This window comes from Pseudarthrobacter sp. RHLT1-30-1, assembly GCF_059383415.1.
On the sequence record NZ_JBWZCG010000045.1, the window covers coordinates 1 to 20595 of the forward strand.

Here is a 20595-nt window from a genome sequence, read left to right on the forward strand (position 1 = left end):
GGACCACCCACCCCCCCCCCCCCGCCACCCCCCCCCCCACCGGGGGAACAGTGAAGACCCATGTTCAAAAAAACCATGGCCCTTAACTTTCACCTCGGCGGCGTTTGAGCGGCGGTTGTGGGGAGGGACATGCGGCGGGAAGGGTTATGCGGCGCGGAGGTGCGTTTAGTAGCCGGATGTACCGATGAAGACCTGGATGAAGGCAAAGAAGATGGTGGCGACCACGGCGACGTAGAGCAGTGCGGTGATGATCCAGCCGGAGTCGCCCAGGATCCTGGTGGGGCCCGCCGGAAGCGGGATCACGCCGTGGGTCACGTTGCGGACGGTGACCCAGACGAACAGCGGGATCATCGCACCCCAGACCACCATGCAGAACGGGCACAGGATGTGGATGGAGTACAGCGCCTGCGACCACAGCCACACCACGAAGGCGAAGCCCAGGGTCACGCCGGCCTGCAGGCCCAGCCAGTACCAGCGGGCAAACGTAGCCCCCGCAAATATGCCCATCGCTGTGGTGATAATAACCGCGAACGCCACGATGCCCATGAACATGTTGGGGAAGCCGAACACCGACCCCTGCCACGTCTGCATAACCTGGCCGCAGGAGATCCACGGGTTCACGTCGCACACGGTCACGTGGCTGGGATCCTTGAGGACCTCCAGCTTTTCCAGCACCAGGGTCCCGGAGGCAAGCCAGCCGACGACGCCGGTGATCAGCAGGAGCCACGCGAACGGGCGGTCGCGGGTCATCGGAGGCAGCGGACGTTCCGGAGTGGACGTACTGGAGACGTGCTGCTGCTGCACGGCGGCCTCGCCGGTGGCACTGGAGATGCTGGGCATGAAATCGATGTCCTTCGGGTCGGGTGCAACTGGTCCGATTCTATCGCCGGAGACTGAAGGAAGCCCGGGAAGCGTCGGCCCTCACCAGTCATTCGGCACACGGTGTGAGCCGGATGACTTGCTTACGCCTGCTTTGACAGGTCATGTGAGACAATGATCGTGGCTGGAACCCGATCCACATCCGGATTCCGGTCCGGCGACTTTGTTCCCAAGACCGCCAATGATGAGCAGGGAGCTGCGGATCCTCTGATCCGGGCTGTCCCGCAATGCCATTGGACGGCACCTGGTTGTGGCGTGTAGATCAACGGGTTTCAGAACAATTCCGCCGGCCCTCCAGGGCTGCCGCACCCCACTGCCGGTGCGAACCTGAGGGTATCCAATTGACTTCTGTCAATGCCTGCGGGTGTTGACAAATATTTGCCCCAACGGGTGCCGGATGTGGCGGCACGTCAGGGGCAGGAGTGTCGCCACATATGGATAATGACCAGGTTGTAACAGGCAACGAAGACGCGCTTGTCACGAACGAAGCGGCCGGAGAAACGGCAACAGCTGCAGCCACGCCGCCGAAGCGGCCGGTCCGGGCCCGCCGCAAGGCGCTGCCGAAGACCGGCGCCGCAGCGGACGCAGGTACCGCAATTGAAGCAGACGCCGTCGCAGACGCAGCAGCTGCAGTAACCGGAACAGCAGCAGACGCAGCGGTTCCCGCCGAGGGCGCGGAGGCCCCGGCCGCTGAAGCCAAGGCCAAGGCACCCGCCCGCCGGTCCCGGGCCCGCAAGGTCGCCGAACCGGCCGCACCCCTTCCTGCGTTCGCTGACGACGCAGCCGAAACTCCCACCGCCGTGACCCCGGCAGTTGAGACTTCGGCAGTGGGCGCTGAGGCGCCAGTTGAGAAGCCGATCCGGCGCCGCGTGGGCCGCGCCAAGGCAGGAGCCCCCGCGGCGGCCCCGACCGCCCAGACCGCGGCAGAGGAAGCCTCCGCGGCCGCCCCGGCAGAAGCGCCGGAGGCACCCGCCGCCGTTGACACTGCCCCCGCCCGCAGCGCCCGTACCTCCCGCAGCACACGCACCGGCCGGACCGGCCGCACCGCCCCGTCCGCGGGCCCGGCAGCCGAGGCAACTGAAGCAACAGAAGCCCCCGCCGAAGCCCCCGCAGTAACCGAAGCAACAGAAGCCCCCGCCGAAGCCCCCGCAGTAACCGAAGCAACAGGAGCCCCCGCGGCCGCCGAAGCACGCTCCGCCGCCTCGCTCTTCCTCGAGCCCGGCGCGCTGTCCTCGATGATCTTCCAGGCTCCCGACCTGACCGCCGTCGTGCGCCCGGCCCCCGCCGCAGCGTCCGCAGCAGCCGTGGCAGAAACTGACGACGAAGAAGAAGACGGTGAGGACGGCGAAGACGCCGGCAGCCGCCGTCGGCGCCGCAGCCGCGGCCGCCGCGGCCGCACCGGCCGCGGAACTGACACCGAGGCCGGGGCCGGAAACGACTCCGAAGCCGCGGGAGACGAAGAAGAGGACGGTTCCGAGGAGCCGCTCGAGGACGGCGTGACCTCGCGCCGTCGCCGTCGCCGCCGCCGTGGTGAGCAGGACCTGGAACTGACCGGCGGGGAAGACGACGATCCGCCCAACACGGTGACCCGTGTCCGGGCACCCCGTGCGGCTACCGAGGCGCCGGTCAACAACCGCGTCACGTCCCTGAAGGGCTCCACCCGGCTTGAGGCGAAGAAGCAGCGCCGCCGCGAATCCCGCGACACCGGCCGCCGCCGCACCGTGATTACCGAGGCTGAGTTCCTGGCCCGGCGCGAATCGGTCGACCGCCAGATGATCGTCCGCCAGCGCGACGACAGAATCCAGATCGGCGTCCTCGAGGACGGCGTCCTGGCCGAGCATTTCGTGTCCAAGACCCAGCAGGATTCCCTGATCGGCAACGTCTACCTGGGCAAGGTCCAGAACGTGCTGCCGTCGATGGAAGCCGCCTTCGTTGACATCGGACGCGGCCGCAACGCCGTGCTCTACGCCGGTGAAGTCAACTGGGAGTCCGTCAACCTGGAGGGCAAGCAGCGCCGGATCGAAAACGCGCTGAAGTCCGGAGACTCCGTGCTGGTCCAGGTCACCAAGGACCCGGTCGGCCACAAGGGTGCCCGCCTCACGAGCCAGATCTCACTGCCGGGCCGCTACCTCGTGTACGTACCCGGCGGCTCCATGACCGGCATTTCCCGCAAGCTGCCCGACGTCGAGCGCAACCGGCTGAAGCGGATCCTCAAGGACCGGCTGCCGGAACACGCCGGCGTCATTGTCCGCACCGCGGCCGAGGGTGCGTCCGAGGAAGAGCTCACGCACGACATCAACCGACTCCGCGCCCAGTGGGAAGGCATCGAAGGCCAGTCGACCTCCACCAAGATCCTCGCCCCCGAACTGCTCTACGGCGAACCCGATCTGACCATCAAGGTGGTCCGTGACGTCTTCAACGAGGACTTCTCCAAGCTGATCGTCTCCGGCGAGGAGGCGTGGGACACCATCGAGGCCTACGTCACCTACGTGGCGCCCGACCTCGTCGGCCGGCTGGAGAAGTGGACCAAGGACACGGACATCTTCGCGGCCTGGCGCATCGACGAGCAGATCCACAAGGCCCTGGACCGCAAGGTCTTCCTGCCCTCCGGCGGCTCCCTCGTGATCGACCGCACCGAAGCCATGACCGTCGTGGACGTCAACACCGGCAAATTCACCGGCAGCGGCGGAAACCTTGAGGAAACCGTCACCAAGAACAACCTCGAAGCAGCCGAGGAAGTCGTCCGGCAGCTCCGGCTCCGCGACATCGGCGGGATCATCGTCATCGACTTCATCGACATGGTGCTCGAATCCAACCGCGACCTCGTGCTGCGCCGCATGGTCGAATGCCTGGGCCGGGACCGGACCAAGCACCAGGTCGCCGAGGTGACCTCACTGGGCCTCGTGCAGATGACGCGCAAGCGGATGGGCACCGGCCTGCTGGAAGTCTTCGGCGAGCAGTGCGAAACCTGCGACGGCCGCGGCATCGTCACCCACGACGAGCCCGTGGAGCACCGCCGCGCCAACGTGGTGGCCGCAGAGCACCACGTCCCGCGGACCGAGCACCAGCCCGCCGCCGCACGCACCGAACGTACCGAACGCAAGAGCCGACGCCGCGGCAGGGGCGGCCAGGGCACGGACGAGCAGTCCGTCCCGGCAGCAGTCCACCCGGAGCCCACCGAGGCCGAGCGCCACGCCAAGGCGGAGGCAACCCGCGCCGCGCTGGCGAACATCGCCGCTGCGGCGCACGCCGCGCACCTGCACGACGGCGAGACAGCCACCGCTGTCGATGCCCGGACCCGCCAGGCCGCCGTCGATGCAGTGGTCGAGCTGGCCGCGTCGGAGGAGGCAGCCGGCCGCCCTGCCGCCGTGCTGACGTTCGGCGGTGAGCAGGTCGCCCTGCCCTTCGTCGAGCACGCCGACCAGGCGAGTGCCCCCGCCCTCACCCTGGACCTGCTGACCGAGGCCTTCGCCCACCTGGGTGAAACCGAGGCGGCCCCGGAGGCCGCAGCCACCGGAGCAGCCCCGGCAGCAGCCCCGGAGCCGGCGGCGAAGGCAGCCCCGGCCGCCCGGACCGCAGCGGCAGCTCCGGCGCGCGCCGGCGGCACCGGCCCGGGACGCGCCCAGGCCCCGGGTTCCCAGACCGAGGCAGACACCGCGGGCGGCACCTCCCGTGCCCGCCGCGGCCGCCGCAACCGGAGCGCCAGCCGCGCCCAGGGCGCAGCGAACGAGACCTCGGTGGAACAGCGGAGGGAAACCCCGCAGGCCGCGCCCGTCTCGGTGCACGAGGCCAAGGTCCCGGCAGCACTGCCGGCCGCCAAGCCTGCCGCGAGCGAGCCGATCATCCTCGGTGTCGGCGTGCCGGCTTCCGAGCTCTAACGGCAGAAACAGTTCAACCAGGCCGCGGGTGCGGTCCGGACCGCGTAGCAATACGCCAGGTTCGGGCCGTGCCCGCGGCTTCGTTAACGGACCCGGCTAGGCTGGATCCTGACACGGGGTGCCGCATCGAGCCGGCTGAGATCCAAACCCGTTGAACCTGTCCGGTTAGCACCGGCGAAGGGATGTCTCTTATGACCGCCGCCCCATCGTTTCTCCCGCCCGCCCCTGCCGCGCCCGTATCGCGGATCCCAAGGGTGCTGGCGATCGCCGGCTCCGATCCCTCCGGCGGCGCAGGCATCCAGGCCGACCTCAAAAGCATTGCCGCGCATGGTGGCTACGGCATGGCAGCGATCACCGCCCTGACCGCGCAGAACACCCGCGGCGTCAGCGCCGTGCACGTCCCGCCGGCGGACTTCCTGACCGCCCAGCTCGACGCCCTCAGCCAGGACATCAGCATCGACGCCGTCAAGATCGGGATGCTGGGGGATGCCTCCGTGATCGACGCCGTCCGCGGCTGGCTGGCGAAGTCCCGCCCCGGCGTCGTGGTCCTGGATCCCGTGATGGTGGCGACCAGCGGCGACCGGCTGCTGCAGGAATCCGCGGAGGCGGCCCTGCACGCGCTGTTGCCGTACGCGGACCTGCTCACGCCCAACCTCGCCGAACTCGCCATCCTGCTCCGGGAGACGGTCGCCGAGGACTGGGCCGGGGCACTGGAACAGGGCAAGCGGCTCGCCGCCCAGACCGGCACCACGGTCCTGGTGAAGGGCGGCCACCTCGACGGCGGCCGGCTCCCCGGCGGCGGCGGCCACCTCGACGGCGGCCGGCTCCCCGGCGGCGGCGGGACCGGAGATCCCGACGGCGCCGGCTGCCCGGACGCGCTGATCAACACCGGGGGGCTCCTGGCCCGGGACCTCATTGTGGTGCCGGGGGAGCGCGTGCCCACCCGCAACAGCCACGGCACCGGCTGCTCGCTGTCCTCGGCGATCGCCACGGTGCAGGCCAGAATCATCGGACAGGCCGGCACGGGGGACTGGGAGGCCGCGCTCCGCGAGGTCAAGCCCTGGCTCCGGGAGGCCCTGCGCACCTCCGACCGGCTCGACGTAGGCACCGGCAACGGCCCGGTGCACCACTTCCACCACGTCCAGCAGCAGACCGAAGATCACTCCGGCGCCGGCCGGGTACCGGCCCAGGGTGAATTTGCCGCCGCGCTGCGGGACGCCGCCACCGGCGACCTGGCCGCGATCCACGGGCTGGACTTCATCAGGGGCCTGGCCGACGGGTCGCTGCCGGAGCGGGATTTCGCCTACTACCTCAGCCAGGACGCCCTGTACCTGAACGGCTATTCCCGGGTCCTGGCCCGGGCCGCAGCCATCGCACCTACCGAGGCCGAACAGCTCTTCTGGCTCCGCTCCGCGCAGAACTGCCTCGAAGTGGAATCCGAGCTGCACCGGACCTGGCTGGGCACCCGCACCGCCGGGGTGACCCCCGGGCCGGTCACCCGGTCCTACCTGGACCATCTGCTGGCCGCCTCGGCCGGCAGCTACGGCGTGCTGGTGGCCGCCGTGCTGCCGTGCTTCTGGCTCTACGCCGAGTTGGGGGAGAGCCTGCACGCGCAGTTCCTCGCAGCAGGCGCGCCGGACGCGCATCCCTACGCGGTGTGGCTGCGCACCTATGCCGATGCGGAGTTCGCCGCCGCCACCCGGCAGGCAATCGCCTACACCGACGCCGCGGCCCGGGCGGCGTCGGCCGGGGAACGGGACGCCATGACCCGGGCCTTCCGGCAGTCCGCCCGCTACGAGGTCGACTTCTTCGACGCGCCGCGGCTGCACGCCTGACGGCGGGGGTCCGCGGAGCCTGTACGATAGGTGGGCACGGTTCCGGAACTCGTTACGGCAGGCTCTGTCCATACAGAGTGGCGCCTACCACGTATTTCACGTCGGAACCAGCCTCATTTGCGGCCGAAGGCAAAATTAGCGTAGTCTAGATCTTCGGTGCTTACGCCAACACTTGGGTTATGACCTTGAGGACGCTCCACTCGATTTCGAGTGCGATTGTCCACGGGATAGCTCATGGGTCCCCCCGGGGAACCCACCGGCGTAGAGGCACAGCGTGAGCCGGACCAGAAACTTTGGACCCAGGTTCCGCACGCAAATCTAGTAATAAACGTCGAGAGAAGTGAGTTCCCCAGTGGTGTACGCGATTGTCCGCGCAGGCGGCCGCCAAGAGAAGGTTTCCGTTGGAGACTTCGTTACCCTGAACCGCGTCCCCGGTGGAGCCGGCAGCACCTTTGAGTTGCCCGCACTGCTCCTGGTGGATGGTGACAAGGTCACGTCTGCAGCTACGGACCTGGCCAAGGTAAAGGTTACGGCTGAGATCCTTGAGGACCTTCGCGGTCCCAAGATCGTCATCCAGAAGTTCAAGAACAAGACCGGTTACAAGAAGCGCCAGGGTCACCGTCAGGAATTGACCAAGGTCAAGATCACCGGTATCAAGTAACTACTCGTTACTGTTCAGGTCTTCAGCAGGTTCCCCAGAATTTAAGGCAGGCATTTCCAAATGGCACATAAAAAAGGCGCGAGTTCCACTCGCAACGGTCGTGACTCGAACGCCCAGTACCTCGGCGTCAAGCGCTTCGGCGGCCAGGTAGTTTCCGCAGGCGAGATCATCGTCCGCCAGCGTGGCACCCACTTCCACCCGGGCGCCGGCGTTGGCCGCGGCGGCGACGACACCCTGTTCGCACTGACCCCCGGCGCTGTCGAGTTCGGCACCCGCCGCGGTCGTCGCGTCGTGAACATTGTGACTGCTGCAGCTGCAGAGTAACAACAAGTCTTAAAACGGTGGGGCGGGCCATTAGGTCCGCTCCACCGGTGTTTTAACCGCATTACAATCATCCTGGGCGTCTTTGAGGCCCGGGGAACAGCACTGAGGAGATCCACGTGGCGAGCTTTGTAGACCGGGTAGTACTGCACGTATCCGGCGGTACCGGCGGCCACGGCTGTGTCTCCGTTCACCGCGAGAAGTTCAAGCCGCTCGGCGGTCCCGACGGCGGCAATGGCGGCAACGGCGGCGACGTCATCCTCCGTGTCGACCCGCAGACCACCACCCTGCTGGACTACCACCACGCCCCGCACCGCCACGCCACCAACGGCGGCCCCGGCATGGGTGACTGGCGCGGCGGCAAGCACGGCGAGACCCTGATCCTCCCGGTTCCCGAGGGCACCGTGGTCAAGACCAAGGACGGCCGGGTCCTCGCTGACCTCGTGGGTGAAGGCACCGAATACATTGCGGCCGCCGGCGGCATCGGCGGGCTGGGCAACGCCTCGCTCTCCTCGCAGAAGCGCCGCGCGCCCGGCTTCGCCCTCCTCGGCATCGAAGGCGACGCCGCCGACGTCGTCCTGGAACTGAAGTCCATTGCCGATATCGCCCTGGTCGGCTTCCCGTCCGCCGGCAAGTCCAGCCTGATCGCCGCGATGTCCGCCGCGCGGCCCAAGATCGCCGACTACCCCTTCACCACCCTGATCCCCAACCTCGGGGTGGTCCAGGCCGGCGAGGTGCGATTCACCATCGCCGATGTCCCCGGCCTGATCGAGGGCGCCAGCGAAGGCAAGGGCCTCGGCCACTACTTCCTGCGCCACGTCGAGCGCTGCGCCGCCCTGGTGCACGTCCTGGACTGCGGAACCCTCGAATCGGACCGCGACCCGCTCTCGGACCTCGCCGTCATCGAGGCCGAGCTGGAAAAGTACGTCGTGGACATGAGCTTCGCGGGCTCCGACGGCGAAGTCGTCCCGCTGAACCACCGCCCGCGCCTCATCGCCCTGAACAAGGTGGACCTGCCGGACGGCAAGGACATGGCCGAATTCGTGCGCCCGGAACTGGAATCCCGCGGCTATAAGGTCTTCGAGATCTCCGCGACCAGCCACGAGGGCCTCCGCCAGCTGGGCTTCGCCATGGGCGAGATCGTCCAGGCTGCCCGCGACGCCGTCGCCGCTGCCCCGCCGAAGGTGCACGCACCGGTGCTCAAGCCCCGCGCGGTCAACGAATCCGGCTTCAAGATCCGCCGCGAAGAGAAGAACCTGGAGCCGCTGTTCCGCGTACTGGGCGACAAGCCGGTGCGCTGGGTCAAGCAGACCGACTTCACCAACGAGGAAGCCATCGGCTACCTCGCCGACCGCCTGGCGAAGCTCGGCGTCGAAAATGAACTCTTCAAGCAGGGCGCCAAGCCCGGCGACATGGTTGTTATCGGCGAGGACGACGGTGTTGTCTTCGACTGGGAGCCGACCATGATGGCCGGCGCCGAACTGCTGGCCGCACCGCGCGGCACCGACGTGCGCTTCGCCGACATTGGCGACCGGCCCACCCGCGGGCAGAAGCGCGACGAGCAGGTCGAACGCCGCGAGGCCAAGGCCGCGGCCCGCGCCGAACTCGAAGCCGAGCGCAAGGCCGGCATCTGGACCGAATCCGTCAGCAGCCGCAGGGTCGCCAAGCCGCTCAAGGAGAGTGGACTGGGCGAAACAGATGACGAGTAAAGCCGTCACTGTGCCTGCCGCGGCTGTTGCTGAAACGGCGGCCCCCGCCGCGGCGGTCCTCCCGGAGCACCGCCCGGCCGCGGACACCCCGCCGCCGGACCGGTCCGTGCTCTCCGGAGCCCGCCGGATCGTGGTCAAGGTCGGCTCGTCCTCGCTGACCTCGATCAAGGGCGGCATCTCCGAGGAAGCCCTGACCGACCTCGCCGACGCCCTCGCGCACAAGCGCAACGCCGGCACCGAGATCATCCTGGTGTCCTCCGGCGCGATCGCCGCCGGGCTCGCCCCGCTGGGCCTCGCGAAGCGCCCCCGCGACCTCGCCACCCAGCAGGCGGCCGCGAGCGTGGGCCAGGGCCTGCTGATGGCCCGCTACACACACGCTTTCGGCGCCCACGGCGTCACCGTCAGCCAGGTGCTCCTCACCGCCGAGGACTTCATGCGCCGCAGCCAGCACACCAACGCCCTGCGCGCCCTCGACCGGCTGCTCAACCTCGGGGTCGTGCCCGTCGTCAACGAAAACGACACTGTCGCCACGCACGAGATCCGTTTCGGTGACAACGACCGGCTCGCTGCCCTGGTGGCCCACCTGGTCCGCGCCGACGCGCTCGTGCTGCTCTCCGACGTCGACTCGCTCTATGACGGGCCGCCCGCGCACGGCGCCCGGCGGATCGCCCATGTGACGGGTCCGCAGGATCTTGAGGGTGTCACCATCGGACGCACCGGCAAAGCGGGCACCGGCACCGGGGGAATGGTCACGAAGGTCGAAGCGGCGACCATCGCCGCCGGCTCCGGTATCCCCGCCCTCGTCACCTCCACCGGGAACGCCGCCGCCGCCCTTGCGGGCCAGGATGTCGGCACCTGGTTCTCCATCAACGGCTCCCGCAAACCGGTCCGGCTGCTCTGGCTGGCGCACCTCGCCTCCGTGGAAGGCACCCTGGTGCTCGACGACGGCGCGGTCGCGGCCGTCCGCGACCGCCACACCTCGCTGCTTCCGGCCGGCATTTCCGCCGTGCACGGACACTTCGAGGCCGGCGACGCCGTGGAGATGGTCGCACCCGACGGGACGGTGATTGCCCGCGGCCTGGTCAATTACGGCGCTGCCGAACTGCCGCAGATGCTGGGCCGCTCCACGCGGGAGCTGGGCAAGGCGCTCGGACGCGGATATGACCGTGTGGTTGTTCATGTTGACGATCTGGTGCTGGTCTGAGCGTCCCGCTCGCCTAAACTGGAAGCATGACTGAGGCCCTGACCCCCCGCTCCGCCGTGCTCGCCGACAAGCTCTTCGCCACTGGTCTGCTCCCCGCGGCCGGGGCGGCGGACCGCAGCCGTGAGGCCGGCCCGGAAACGGCCCCGGAAACCGGCTCAGCGGAAACCGGCGCAGCCGACGTCGAGGCTGCCGTCCACGCGATCGCCGACCGCTCGCGTCAGGCCGCCCGCAGGATGGCCCGCGCCAACCGGGCCTGGAAGGACCGCGGGCTGCGCGCCATCGCGGCCGCACTGCTGGAGCGCAAGGCCCAGATCCTCGCCGCGAACGCCAAGGATGTCGCTGCCGGCAAAGCCAACGGTACGTCCGCTGCCCTGCTGGACCGGCTGACCCTCACCGGCCCCCGCATCCAGAGCCTCGCCGCCGCCCTGGAGAACCTCGCCAACCTGCCGGATCCGGTCGGCAACGTGGTGCGCGGCCAGACCCTCCCCAACGGATTGCGGCTGCGCCAGATCAACGTGCCCATGGGTGTCGTTGCCGCAATCTACGAGGCGCGCCCCAACGTCACTGTGGACATCGCCGGGCTCGGCCTGAAGAGCGGCAACGCCGTTATCCTGCGCGGTGGAACTGCCGCCGCAGCCACCAACGCCGCGCTGGTCACTGTGCTCCGCGATGCCCTCGATTCGGTGGGACTGCCCGCTGATGCCGTGCAGAGCGTCGACCAGTACGGCCGGGAAGGGGCCAACGCCCTGATGCGCGCCCGCGGGCGGGTCGACGTCCTGATTCCCCGCGGCGGCCGGGAGCTGATCCAGTCCGTCGTGACCAACGCCAAAGTCCCCGTGATTGAGACCGGTGAGGGCAACGTGCACATCTTCATCGACGCCTCCGCGAACGAGGAAATGGCCGTGGAGATCCTGCTGAACGCCAAGACCCAGCGGCCGAGCGTGTGCAATACCGTCGAAACCCTGCTGGTCCACTCCGGCTCGAGGGTGCTGCCGGCCGTCGCTGCGGCCCTGCGTGCCGCCGGTGTCACCCTGCACACCGACGCGAGGATCCGCGCCGCGCTGCCGGCCTCGGTCGAGTCGGTCCCCGCCACCGAGGAGGACTGGGCCACCGAATACATGGACCTGGACCTCGCCGTGGCAATGGTGGACAGCCTGGACGACGCCGTCAAGCACATCCGCACCTGGTCCACCGGCCACACCGAAGCCATCCTGACCAACGACCTCGGCAACGCCGAGCGGTTCATTGCGGAAGTTGATTCCGCCGCCGTGATCGTGAACGCGTCCACCCGCTTCACGGACGGCGGCGAACTGGGACTGGGTGCCGAGGTCGGGATCTCCACCCAGAAGCTGCACGCCCGCGGGCCGATGGGATTGACCGAACTGACCACCACCAAGTGGATCGTCCAGGGCGAGGGCCAGATCAGGGCCTAGTAACGCTGTAACATGGAACAGAACTCCGGAACGGCGGGGATACCCGCCGTCATCACTTCTTGAACTCACTAGGGGAGAACATGCTGTCGCAGCAGATCGCCACAATCGTCGCCGCCGCCGGCGGAACAGGCCACGAGGAACTCGCTCCGCTTATCGCGCCCCCGCTGGTGGTGGGTGGCACAATATTCGCGATCCTGATGGTCCTGCTGTTCGTTACGCTGTCCTACGGCAACCTGGGCAGGCGCCACGAAGCCGTCGAGGAGCATGCCGACCCGCACCGCCAGCACCCCAACAAGCACGACCACGGCCAAGGGCACTAATATTTCCGCCACCGTGACGCAGCGCGGCGCCCAGCGCCGCCTGCGTCTGGGTGTGATGGGTGGCACGTTCGATCCCATCCACCACGGCCACCTTGTCGCGGCCAGCGAGGTCGCGGCCAAGTTCGACCTGGACGAAGTGGTCTTCGTGCCTACTGGCCAGCCGTGGCAGAAGATGAGCAAAAAGGTCAGCGAGGCCGAGCACCGGTACCTCATGACCGTCATTGCGACAGCCTCAAACCCGCGCTTCACCGTCAGCCGCGTGGATGTGGACCGGCCCGGGCCAACGTACACGATTGACACGCTCCGGGACCTGCATACGCTGCGTCCCGAGGCGGACCTGTTCTTCATTACCGGAGCCGACGCCCTGGCGCAGATTCTGTCCTGGAAGGACATCGACGAGCTGTGGTCCCTCGCGCACTTTGTCGGCGTCACCCGTCCCGGCCACGTCCTGGACGGAATGGGCCGGAAGGACGTCAGCCTGCTCGAGGTTCCCGCCATGGCGATCTCCTCGACCGACTGCCGCACCCGGGTGGCGGACGGGAACCCCGTCTGGTACCTCGTCCCCGACGGCGTGGTCCAGTACATCGCCAAATACCGACTTTACGGCGGCGACCCGGACGCCGGGGACACCTCCGCCGGCAATGGCGCCGCACGCTATGATCGCAGCACCGAGATAGCCCAACCCGCCAGCACCGAATGAGTTTGCCATGAGTCAGGAACAGCCACCGATCCGCAGCCGCCGCGAACTGCGGCAGGCCAGAGACGAACGCCTGGAAGCGAACCAGGACGCCGGTAGGCCGGGTCCCGGTGCGGTTCGCCCTGCCTCCGATCGCCCGGCCTCGAAAAACCCTGCCAGCCCGCCGCCCGCCGCCGCTCCGCCGCTGCCCCACCCCGTGAAGCCAGACGAGCCGGCAGAGTCAGAAGTGACCGGCCGCCGTCGAATTCCCGGTCCCGTGGACTCCATCCGCAGCACCACAGGCGCCGAGCGGTCTTCACAGGTCCGCGCCCGGGACCGCGCCAGCTTGCGCACCATCAAGGAACTTGCCGAAAAAGAGGGCAATCTGGCCGGCGGCGGGCCGCTCACCCGGCGCCAGCTGCGGCTGCTGCAGTTGGCCGCCGAAACTGCCCCGGCAACCTCCGCCAACCTGATCGTTCCCGCCTCGCCGCGGACCCGCGCAACCCCTATCGTGCCCCGGCCCGGCAAGGGCCCCGGTACCCAACCCGGGGTGGAGCCCGCTCCGGGCGCCACGGCTCCCGCCGCCGGCGCCAGCGTCGCCGGGCAGAAGGCCAACACTCGTGCGCCCGGCACCGTTCAGAAGGCCGACGCAGGTCCCGACCGCCGCGGCGGTCAGGCTCCCGAGGGAATGACCGTGGAACAGGCCCTGGCCGCGAGGGAACTCCTGGCCGAGCAGGCCAAGAACCAGCTGGCCAAAATGGAGCATATCAACGCAACCGACCCCGACGCCGTGGACCCCGACGTGCTGGCGGAGCAGATCGCCCTGGCCGAACGGGCCGCCGTGCTGAACCGGCGGGCCGCCGCGAAGCAGAAGCTGGCCGAGCAGAACAGCACACCGGAACCAACGCGGAATGATCCCACCACGGCCAACAACCTGGCCATGGTCACACCCCTGGAGTTCGTCCAGGTCCCCGGCGTGGAGCGGCCCGTCCTCAAGCGCCCTGCCACGTCCTACGTACCGGTCGTCACCCACCCGGGTCCCCGGGTGGAGCCCGCGCGGAAGTCGGGCAACCGGCGTCCGGCGCCTTTCCGCCAGCGCGGTGATGGTTCAAGCGCCGGCCGCGCCGGAGTGCTGGCCCGGGCCGAAGCCGCTGCCAACGCCGCCGCACCCGGCGGAACTGCCACGGCAACCGCAGGTGAGGCGACAACCCGGCCAAGCGCTGCCAACGCCCCAGCCTTGTCAGAAGAAGACTTCACCGGCAGGGGCCCTGTCGCAGCGAATTCCGCCTACGGGCTCGACCCCCTGGACGCGGCCACGGCAGGCCTCGGCCGGGCGCGCCGCCTTCGACTCGTACAGCTGGCGGTGCTGGCCCTGGGCCTGATCGCGCTGATCGCCGGCATCACGCTGATCATCACCGGCCTCTCCGGCTAGTCAGCTCCATTCCGGCCGCGCTGTCCTGTCAGCAGGCCGCTCCACGCATTTTCACAACACAAGCTTTTCACCCCAACAAGGAGTCCCGTGACTGCAACAGAATCATCCATCGCCACAGCCCGCCACGCAGCCCGAGCTGCCGCGGAGAAACTCGCCGAGGACATCATCGCGATGGACGTCAGCGAGCGGCTGGCCCTGGCCGACATCTTCCTGATCGCGTCGGCACCGTCCGAGCGCCAGGTCAACGCCATCGTCGACGGCATTGAGGACGAGCTCTCCAAGTTCGAGCTCAAGCCGATCCGCCGTGAAGGGCGCTCCGGCGGCCGCTGGGTCCTGCTCGACTACGGCGACATCGTCATCCACGTCCAGCACGAGGAAGACCGCGTCTTCTACGCCCTGGAACGTCTCTGGAAGGACTGCCCGGTCGTGGACCTGGAGCTCGGCGACGACACCTCGGCGAAGGCCGCCGCTGCAGCCGATTCGGAGTAGCAGCCAGGAGCAAAAGCAGAATATGCCCGATTTGGAATTTTCCAGCGGGCTGTTCTAAGATATTTGAGTTGCTTCGGAGAGATCCGGACAAAGAGCCGGAGCCGAAAGCGCAAGCAGACGGAGTCGGAGCAACGAAAATTCGGGGCTGTGGCGCAGCTGGTAGCGCACCTGCATGGCATGCAGGGGGTCAGGGGTTCGAGTCCCCTCAGCTCCACCGGAATATCCGCCGGAATCGAAAGATTCCGGCGGATTTTTTTGTGGTCTCATTTTGTGATCTGAATTAGTGTCCCGTTCCTCAAATCAGCGGCGTGCCGGCCCTTTTGGCTGCTAACCGGCTCTTTTGTCACCGGCGGGCGTGCCGATTAGCGTGAACCGGAAATGTGGTTTAAGATAAACAGGTTGCTTCAGGGAAGACGGTCCATAGCGGGACGGATTCCCCCGGCAAATTCGGGGCTGTGGCGCAGCTGGTAGCGCACCTGCATGGCATGCAGGGGGTCAGGGGTTCGAGTCCCCTCAGCTCCACCGAAGAGGTCCTGCTCACTGAGCAGGGCCTCCTTTGTTTTGCGGGTAACGTTGCGCCCGTCGGATGCGGTCCGGGGGCAATTGGACACCAACACGCCGCCGGACCCGAGGGCCGGAATCGTGCCCAAAGGCGCCCCGGACGACGAAGACCGCCGTCCGGTGTCCAGGCCAGGAGGGGTCACCTGCCGCGGCGCCGGCTCTCCCGCCGGGCTGCCCAAGCCACCCAGGCCCCCGTACACCACAGCGCCCAGAGCACCAGCAGCGGCTGGAAGAGCAGGCGTACTCCGCGGCTCAGGTCAGAATTGAGGCCGAACGAATCCGTTCCGGTGGCGAACTGTGAGATGTTGCCCGGGAACACTGCCACGAAGAAGGCCGCAACAATCCAGCCCACGGCAACCCGCCTCCGCCGGAGCAGCAGCAGGCTCAGGCCCAGGGCAATCTCCACCAGTCCCGAGCGACCACCACAAAATCCTTGTCCAGCGGAAGCCAGGCCGGCACCTGCGCATAGAACGCCTCCCGGCTCCACCAGAGGTGGCTGATGCCGGCCAGAACAATGAATCCGCCAAGCACCAGCCGGCCTGCAGTTCGCAATCCCGTGCGCAGCCGGGAGTCCGCGCAGCCGGATTGAGCGCGGCCGGATCGAACCGGGGGATGAGCCATGTGATGCCGCCTTCGCTGGGGTTGGGCCAGCTTAGCAATGCAGCCACACAGGCCCTGGCCGGCCCCGCTCGACTAATATTGGGGACGTGAATGAGACCCTGCCCCCGTGCCCCGAATGTTCCAGCGAGTACACCTACGAAATGGGGGCGCTCCTGGTCTGCCCTGAGTGCGCGCATGAGTGGTCGCCGGCCGCGGAGCCGGAGTCCGCGGACCAGGAAGCAAAGCCGATCAAGGACGCCGTCGGCAACATCCTCGCCGACGGGGACACCGTGACGGTCATCAAGGATCTCAAAATCAAGGGCAGTTCCACCGTCATCAAGGTCGGCACCAAAGTCCGCGGCATCCGGCTCGTCAACGGCGTCGGCGACCACGACATCGACTGCAAGGTCGACGGCGTCGGGCCCATGCAGCTGAAATCCAGCGTCGTCAAGAAGATCTGAGCCCCCGTGCCAACAGGGATCGACGGCCCGGTCCGGTCCGCCGACGTTGTGGTGATCGGCGCCGGCCAGGCGGGGCTCTCCGCCGCCTACCACCTGCAGCGCCGGGGCTTCGTCCCGGCGGGGACCGGACCGGATGATCCTGCCCCCGCGGGCGCGCCGGCCAGGACCTATACCGTCCTCGACGCCGAAGAAGGGCCCGGAGGCGCCTGGCGCCACCGCTGGAAGAGCCTCCTGATGGCCACCGTGAACGGCATCAGCGACCTGCCCGGCATCCCGCAGCCCGCCGTCGACCCGGCCGAAGCCAGCTCAAGTTTCCTGACCCGCTATTTCGGCGGCTACGAGGACCAGCTCGCACTGGCCATCGAACGTCCTGTCAAGGTCCGCGCCGTCTCCCGGGACGACAACGATCCGGCCGGGCGGCTGCGGATCAGCACCTCCCGCGGCGGCTGGTCCGCCCGGGCCATCATCAGCGCCACCGGGACCTGGACCCGCCCGTTCTGGCCGATTTACCCCGGCCAGGCTGCATTCCACGGGCGGCAGCTGCATGTCGCGGACTACGTTTCCGCCGAGGAGTTCCGCGGCCGGCACGTGATCGTGGTCGGCGGCGGCATCTCCGCCGTCGGCCTGCTCGACGAAATCTCCCAGATCACCAGCACCAGCTGGTTTACCCGCCGGGAACCGGTCTGGCGGGACGCCGCCTTCGACCGGCAGGCCGGGCACGACGCCGTCGCCCTCGTCGAGGAGCGCGTCCGGCAGGGCCTGCCGCCGCAAAGCGTCGTCGCGGTGACCGGACTGATCTGGACCCCGGCGCTGCGCGCGGCCGCCGCCCGGGGCGCGCTGGAGCGCCGACCCATGTTCAGCGCCATCGAACCCGGGGGAGTGCGGCTGGCGGACGGCAGCTTCCTGGCCGCCGACGTGATCCTCTGGGCCACCGGCTTCCGGGCGGAGCTGGAACACCTCGCCCCGCTGCACCTGCGCGGCCCCGGCGGCGGGATCGCCATGGACGGCACCCAGGTCGCCGCCGAGCCGCGGGTCCACCTGGTCGGCTACGGGCCGTCCTCCTCCACCATCGGCGCCAACCGCGCCGGCCGGACCGCGGTGGCCGGCATCATGCATTTCCTGGGGGAGCAGGATAAGTTTGCAGGGGCCCGCAACCTCCTGGCCCCAACACCCTGACTCACAAAAAGGCGGCAGCTCGCGCGTGGCGGACGACACTCTTGAAACCCTCTTCTCCCGGCTGTCCAGGTACCCCGACGTGGAAGCGGCCAACCTGCAGGCCTGGGACGCCACCGACAGGCTCCTGCTGGACACCGCCGTCGACCTGCTGGCTGCCGGCATCCTGCAGCCCGGCAGCAGCATCGCCGTCGTGGGGGACCGCTACGGTGCGCTGACCCTCGGCGCCATCGCGCTCGGCCTAGGCTCTCTCGCCTCCGGCGGCGGGAACGCTCCGGTCCGGGTGCACCAGGACCTCATCACCGGCGAGCGGGCCCTCCGCCGCAACGCCGCGACGCTCGGGATCGAGGCCGGCTTCGACCAGCTGCCGCTCGGGGCCGGGCTGCTGTCCGGGGCGAATCTGGTGCTCCTCCAGCTGCCCAAGTCCCTCGCGGAGCTGGAGGAGATTGCCGACGCCGTCGCCCGCCACGCGGCCCCCGACGTGATGCTGCTGGCCGGCGGCCGGGTCAAACACATGAGCCTGGGCATGAACGCCGTGCTCGAACGCCACTTCGGCGAGGTCCAGCCCCAGCATGCCCGGCAAAAATCCCGGGTCCTGCTGGCCCGCGGTCCCCGGCCCGCCGATGGCCCGCCGAAATTCCCCGTCACCGACCACAACACCGAGCTGGGACTGACGGTCTGCGCCCGCGGCGCCGTGTTCGCCGGCACCGGGCTGGATATCGGCACCCGGTTCCTGCTCGAGTTCCTGCCGCAGATGCCGGCCGCACGGCACGCCGTCGATCTGGGCTGCGGCACCGGGATCCTCGCCGCCATGTACGCCCGCAGCAACCCGGGGTCCCCCGTCACGGCCACCGACCAGTCCGCGGCCGCCGTCGATTCCGCCAAAGCGACGGCGGAAGCCAACGGGCTCGCCGACCAGATCACCGTCCGCCAGGACGACGCCATGGAGCTGCTGCCGGCCGGGGATGCCGATCTGATCCTGCTGAACCCGCCCTTCCACACCGGGGCGGCGGTGCATGCCGGCGCCGGCCTCAAACTCATCGAGGCGGCCGGACGCGTCCTCGCGCCCGGCGGGGAGCTGTGGACGGTGTTCAACAGCCACCTGCACTACCAGCCTGCGCTGCAGCGGCTGATCGGCCCGACCCGGGAGGTTGGCAGGAACCCGAAATTCACCGTGACCGCCAGCATCCGGAAATCCGCCGAAGTGTGAAGCGGCGCACGTGGGTGGCTTACGTGGGCGTAACGTACGATTCTGACATAAGCAGTGCCCAGCCAAAGACGTTTAGGGGTTATCAGTGTCTGAGATCCGCCAGCCCTCGCCGCGGCGCGGAACCAATTTGCCCCGGATGGGGGATTTCAACCTCACGGTGATCCTCGACGCCATCCGGCGTTCCCCGGCCGGGCTGAGCCGGGTTGAGCTGGCCCAGATCGTGGGTCTGTCCCCGCAGACCATCTCCAACATCTCCCGCCGGCTGCTGGACCAGGAGCTCATCTACGAGGCCGGCAAGGAAGGCACCGGACCGGGCAAACCCCGGACCATGCTCCGGCTCAATTCCACCGGACTGTACGCCGTGGGCGTCCACCTGGACCCCGCCGTCACAACGTTTGTGGTGCTGGACCTGGTCGGGGCCGTCGTCAAGCACTCGCGGATCAAGACCCCGGCCGGCACCGACGCCGGAGCCGTCATCGACACCATCGCCGCAGAAATCAAGCAGCTCATCTCGGATTCCGGCGTCGACCCGGCCAGGATCGCAGGCCTGGGCATCGCCACGCCTGGCCCGATCGATCTCGAGGAGGGCACCGTCGTGGACCCGCCGCTCCTGCTCGGCTGGGACCGCGTGCCGCTCCGCGACGCCCTCGCGGCCGCCACCGGCCTGTCCACCATCGTCGACAAGGACGTCACGAGTGCCGCCGTGGCGGAGACCTGGGCTGGCGGACCGAGCGGCGCCGGCAGCTTCGTCTTTATGTACATGGGCACCGGAATCGGCTGCGGCATCGTGCTGAACGATGAAGTCGTGCGCGGCACCTCGGGCAACGCCGGCGAAATCGGGCACATCATCGTCGACCCTGACGGCGCACCCTGCGACTGCGGACTGCGGGGCTGCATCAAATCAACTTCCATTCCGCAGGTGCTGGTGGCCCAGGCCGTCGACGCCGGCTTGCTGGCCGGACCACTCGAACACGCCGCCGGTCCCGCCCTGCAGGAGAGTTTCCTCGAACTGTGTGCCGCCGCCGGCGCCGGCGACCCGAGGGCAACGGACATCATCGACCGCTCCGCAGTGCTTGTTGCCCGGGCGGTCTCCACCGTCACCAACGTCCTGGACGTGGACCGGGTGGTCTTCGGGGGACCGTTCTGGACCTGCCTGTCGCAGCGCTACCTCGAACGGATCCCGGAGCTCGTCCGGGAAGGCAGCGCCACCCGGAAGATCCATGAGATCGAGGTGGTCGGCACCGGCGTCGGCGAGGATGTCGGCGCGGTCGGGGCGGCCTGCCTCGTGCTGGAACACACCCTGGCACCCCGCTCGCAGCGGCTCCTGCTGGGGGACTAGCGCCGAAAGGCCTGGCCCCTGGTGGCCTGGCCCTGGCGGACCAGGACAAGGCAGCGGCCCGGGACTAGGCCCTCAGTCGATGTCCTCGACGACAGTGCCGAACGGGATCGAATCGTCCACGTGCGCCTGGTGGCCGGTGGGGCCGGGGTTGTAGGAAACCCGGACCCCGTGCGACCTGTCTGCCGCCGACTGCATCAGGATCGGCCGGACCGTGTTGATGAAACTCTCGCTCTTGCCGGCGAGATACTCCTGGTAGCTGGCTGGAAGCTGGATCATGGCAAAAGGATAGTCCTGCGCAGGCACAAATGTGGAGGGCTCCCCATTGCCGAAGTTCCCGGCGCGGGCTTGGATAGGATGGCCTGTGGGGGGGGGAGGGGACAACCCACTCCCACCACCAAACACCCAAAAGGGACC

At 68.6% G+C, this 20595-nt stretch carries 17 protein-coding genes, 2 tRNA genes, 1 pseudogene and 1 riboswitch; of the genes and pseudogenes, 17 read left to right on the top strand and 3 right to left on the bottom strand.

The window, feature by feature from the left end; translation table 11 throughout:
* Positions 1-165 precede the first annotated feature (165 nt).
* On the bottom strand, positions 166-840 hold the full coding sequence (locus AC50YM_RS19830; RefSeq protein WP_494958650.1) for a vitamin K epoxide reductase family protein: 675 nt from the start codon (positions 838-840) through the stop codon (positions 166-168).
* A 473-nt stretch (positions 841-1313) separates the two neighbouring features.
* Between AC50YM_RS19830 and AC50YM_RS19835 the strand changes: the two genes are divergently transcribed.
* From AC50YM_RS19835 to AC50YM_RS19895, 13 genes are all read left to right on the top strand, one after another.
* The gene (locus AC50YM_RS19835; RefSeq protein WP_494958651.1) at positions 1314-4757 is read left to right on the top strand and encodes an Rne/Rng family ribonuclease; all 3444 of its coding nucleotides are present in this window, start codon (positions 1314-1316) and stop codon (positions 4755-4757) included.
* Between the two features lie 104 nt (positions 4758-4861).
* A riboswitch (TPP riboswitch) is annotated at positions 4862-4957 on the top strand.
* A complete protein-coding gene (locus tag AC50YM_RS19840; RefSeq protein ID WP_494958652.1) occupies positions 4949-6592 on the top strand; it encodes a bifunctional hydroxymethylpyrimidine kinase/phosphomethylpyrimidine kinase in 1644 nt (547 codons plus the stop codon). Its footprint overlaps the riboswitch before it by 9 nt.
* A 352-nt stretch (positions 6593-6944) precedes the next feature.
* Entirely contained in the window at positions 6945-7253 is a 309-nt protein-coding gene (gene rplU / locus AC50YM_RS19845; RefSeq protein WP_282380108.1) for a 50S ribosomal protein L21, read from the top strand.
* Positions 7254-7313: 60 nt separating this feature from the next.
* Entirely contained in the window at positions 7314-7577 is a 264-nt protein-coding gene (gene rpmA / locus AC50YM_RS19850; RefSeq protein WP_120949928.1) for a 50S ribosomal protein L27, read from the top strand.
* Positions 7578-7693: 116 nt separating this feature from the next.
* Complete coding sequence (gene obgE / locus AC50YM_RS19855; RefSeq protein ID WP_494958653.1) at positions 7694-9283, top strand: GTPase ObgE; 1590 nt, start codon at positions 7694-7696, stop codon at positions 9281-9283.
* The gene (gene proB / locus AC50YM_RS19860) at positions 9273-10487 is read left to right on the top strand and encodes a glutamate 5-kinase (RefSeq protein WP_494958654.1); all 1215 of its coding nucleotides are present in this window, start codon (positions 9273-9275) and stop codon (positions 10485-10487) included. Before obgE ends, proB begins: the two co-directional genes overlap by 11 nt.
* Before the next feature lie 26 nt (positions 10488-10513).
* Positions 10514-11920: a glutamate-5-semialdehyde dehydrogenase gene (locus tag AC50YM_RS19865; protein WP_494958655.1), complete on the top strand. Its 1407-nt coding sequence runs from the start codon at positions 10514-10516 to the stop codon at positions 11918-11920.
* An 80-nt stretch (positions 11921-12000) separates the two neighbouring features.
* Positions 12001-12240, top strand: a complete 240-nt coding sequence (locus AC50YM_RS19870) for a hypothetical protein (protein ID WP_494958656.1) — start codon at positions 12001-12003, stop codon at positions 12238-12240.
* A gap of 55 nt (positions 12241-12295) precedes the next feature.
* Positions 12296-12940 carry a nicotinate-nucleotide adenylyltransferase gene (gene nadD, locus AC50YM_RS19875; RefSeq protein WP_494958663.1) on the top strand — a complete coding sequence of 215 codons (645 nt, stop codon included), beginning with the start codon at positions 12296-12298 and terminating at the stop codon, positions 12938-12940.
* 253 nt (positions 12941-13193) lie between these two features.
* Positions 13194-14348 carry a hypothetical protein gene (locus AC50YM_RS19880; RefSeq protein ID WP_494958657.1) on the top strand — a complete coding sequence of 385 codons (1155 nt, stop codon included), beginning with the start codon at positions 13194-13196 and terminating at the stop codon, positions 14346-14348.
* 87 nt (positions 14349-14435) lie between these two features.
* Entirely contained in the window at positions 14436-14837 is a 402-nt protein-coding gene (gene rsfS / locus AC50YM_RS19885) for a ribosome silencing factor (protein WP_494958658.1), read from the top strand.
* 141 nt (positions 14838-14978) lie between these two features.
* Positions 14979-15051 (top strand) — tRNA-Ala (locus AC50YM_RS19890).
* A 235-nt stretch (positions 15052-15286) separates the two neighbouring features.
* A tRNA-Ala gene (locus AC50YM_RS19895) sits at positions 15287-15359 on the top strand.
* Positions 15360-15537: 178 nt separating this feature from the next.
* Here the strand turns inward: AC50YM_RS19895 and AC50YM_RS19900 are convergent.
* Positions 15538-16019: pseudogene (locus AC50YM_RS19900) on the bottom strand (DoxX family protein).
* Positions 16020-16105: 86 nt separating this feature from the next.
* Between AC50YM_RS19900 and AC50YM_RS19905 the strand changes: the two are divergent.
* The 4 genes from AC50YM_RS19905 (at position 16106) to AC50YM_RS19920 (ending at position 20181) form a co-directional block, all read left to right on the top strand.
* On the top strand, positions 16106-16459 hold the full coding sequence (locus AC50YM_RS19905) for a zinc ribbon domain-containing protein YjdM (protein ID WP_494958659.1): 354 nt from the start codon (positions 16106-16108) through the stop codon (positions 16457-16459).
* Between the two features lie 6 nt (positions 16460-16465).
* Positions 16466-17635: an NAD(P)-binding domain-containing protein gene (locus AC50YM_RS19910; RefSeq protein ID WP_494958660.1), complete on the top strand. Its 1170-nt coding sequence runs from the start codon at positions 16466-16468 to the stop codon at positions 17633-17635.
* Between the two features lie 25 nt (positions 17636-17660).
* Positions 17661-18842 (top strand): class I SAM-dependent methyltransferase, encoded by a 1182-nt coding sequence (locus tag AC50YM_RS19915; protein WP_494958661.1) that lies wholly within the window; start codon positions 17661-17663, stop codon positions 18840-18842.
* Between the two features lie 136 nt (positions 18843-18978).
* The gene (locus AC50YM_RS19920) at positions 18979-20181 is read left to right on the top strand and encodes an ROK family transcriptional regulator (protein WP_494958664.1); all 1203 of its coding nucleotides are present in this window, start codon (positions 18979-18981) and stop codon (positions 20179-20181) included.
* A gap of 72 nt (positions 20182-20253) precedes the next feature.
* Here AC50YM_RS19920 and AC50YM_RS19925 read toward each other — a convergent pair whose 3' ends face one another.
* Positions 20254-20457, bottom strand: a complete 204-nt coding sequence (locus AC50YM_RS19925) for a hypothetical protein (protein ID WP_494958662.1) — start codon at positions 20455-20457, stop codon at positions 20254-20256.
* Positions 20458-20595 lie beyond the last annotated feature (138 nt).